This window comes from Loigolactobacillus binensis (genome assembly GCF_005405165.1).
GTDB lineage: Bacteria > Bacillota > Bacilli > Lactobacillales > Lactobacillaceae > Loigolactobacillus > Loigolactobacillus binensis.
Genome location: NZ_BJDN01000068.1, coordinates 1 through 1,470, shown reverse-complemented (window position 1 = coordinate 1,470; position 1,470 = coordinate 1). Strand labels below are relative to the sequence as shown.

Genomic DNA, 1,470 nt, shown 5'->3' with positions numbered 1-1,470 from the left:
TAAAGACCCTACACATTTGATTTGTCGAAAATTTGTTCAGTTTTCAAAGGTCTACCGAGTTGCTTAACGCAACTTAATTAGTTTACCATGACTAACAAAGCTTGTCAAGAACTTTTTGAATAAATATTCAATTAGTTAAAAACAAATCAAGTTACGTCTTGCTGCATTAGGCTTTCTGCTTGTATAAACATGCAGTCAGGAATGAATAACGCAACAAATGACAACTTTATCAGTTTATCAGGTGCCGCAATGCTTGTCAACAAAAAGTTTTAAAAACTTTCTAAATGACCGCTTTGCTTCAATTGACAACAAAGAATACTATACCAGCCTTTCTGCCTACCGTCAAGTCTTTAATGAAATAACTACTTTAGCAAATGTTTAACGACCAATTTGCGGCTAATGTTCGGTAAAATGAGTAAATAACCACTTTTAATACGCTAATAAATAAATTCCTTTGTGTTTTTCCATTAAGTCATCTAAAATGAAGCTATCAATTTATAGAAAATGGTGAAAAAATGAGTCCTACACGCATTTTAAATTTAGAACACGGCTATAATTTTCGTGAATTAGGTGGCTATCGCACTCAAGATGGCCGGCAATTAAAATGGCAAAAAGTGATTCGCGCTGCACAGCTCAACAAACTTAGTGATCGTGATCTGACCCAATTAAGTGAGTATGGCTTGCAAACGATCATTGACTTCCGTTCCCCTGAGGAACAAACCGTTGCTCCTGATCGGATACCCACCACCAGCGATTATGAATTTCTCCCCGTTTTTGCCGTCGACGAAACTAAAAATTCAATTGCACCACAGGCTTTATTAAATGAGTTACGGCGTGATCCTGATGGCCATAAGCAAATGCTACAAGTCTATCAGAATCTAGTTCGGGATAATCACGCCCAACAAACTTACCGCCAATTCTTCGCCTACTTGTTGGCTAACAGCACGGCGCAACATAGTTTATTATTTCATTGTACAGCCGGCAAGGACCGCACTGGAATTGGTGCCGCGCTTCTATTAGGTGCCTTAGGTGTTCCCTTTACACAAATCCAAGCAGATTATCTATTAACGCAACAAGCTTCAGCTACCGAAATTGCGGCGAATATGAAGCAAGTCGCAGCCTATCCTGGGATTACCCCTGAACAAGTTGTTGGTGTCCGTGATTTAATGGCAGCTTATCCAGAATATTTGGCAACTGCTTGGGCAACGATCAATGAGCTAGCCGGTTCATTAGCCGGTTACCTCCATGACTATTTACAATTAAGCACCCACGATCTAGCTGACTTAAAACAGATCTACTTAGATTAAGCCTAATAGCGTTTTAGCAAAAAAGGCGTAGCCACTGCAAATAGTGGCTGCGCCTTTATTTTTAGGCTCTATACTTTTTCCTGTTGATCGTTTACAAAGTGGTAAGCTATTAACAGGATTTTTTGTGCAAAAAAGAGCCCACAGCCCCCATCCAAAAAATCCA

At 39.5% G+C, this 1,470-nt stretch carries 1 protein-coding gene; it reads left to right on the top strand.

What is annotated here, in order from left to right:
• Positions 1-515: 515 nt before the first annotated feature.
• Positions 516-1,307 (top strand): tyrosine-protein phosphatase, encoded by a 792-nt coding sequence (locus FFM78_RS13600; RefSeq protein ID WP_137638908.1) that lies wholly within the window; start codon positions 516-518, stop codon positions 1,305-1,307.
• Positions 1,308-1,470: the final 163 nt, after the last annotated feature.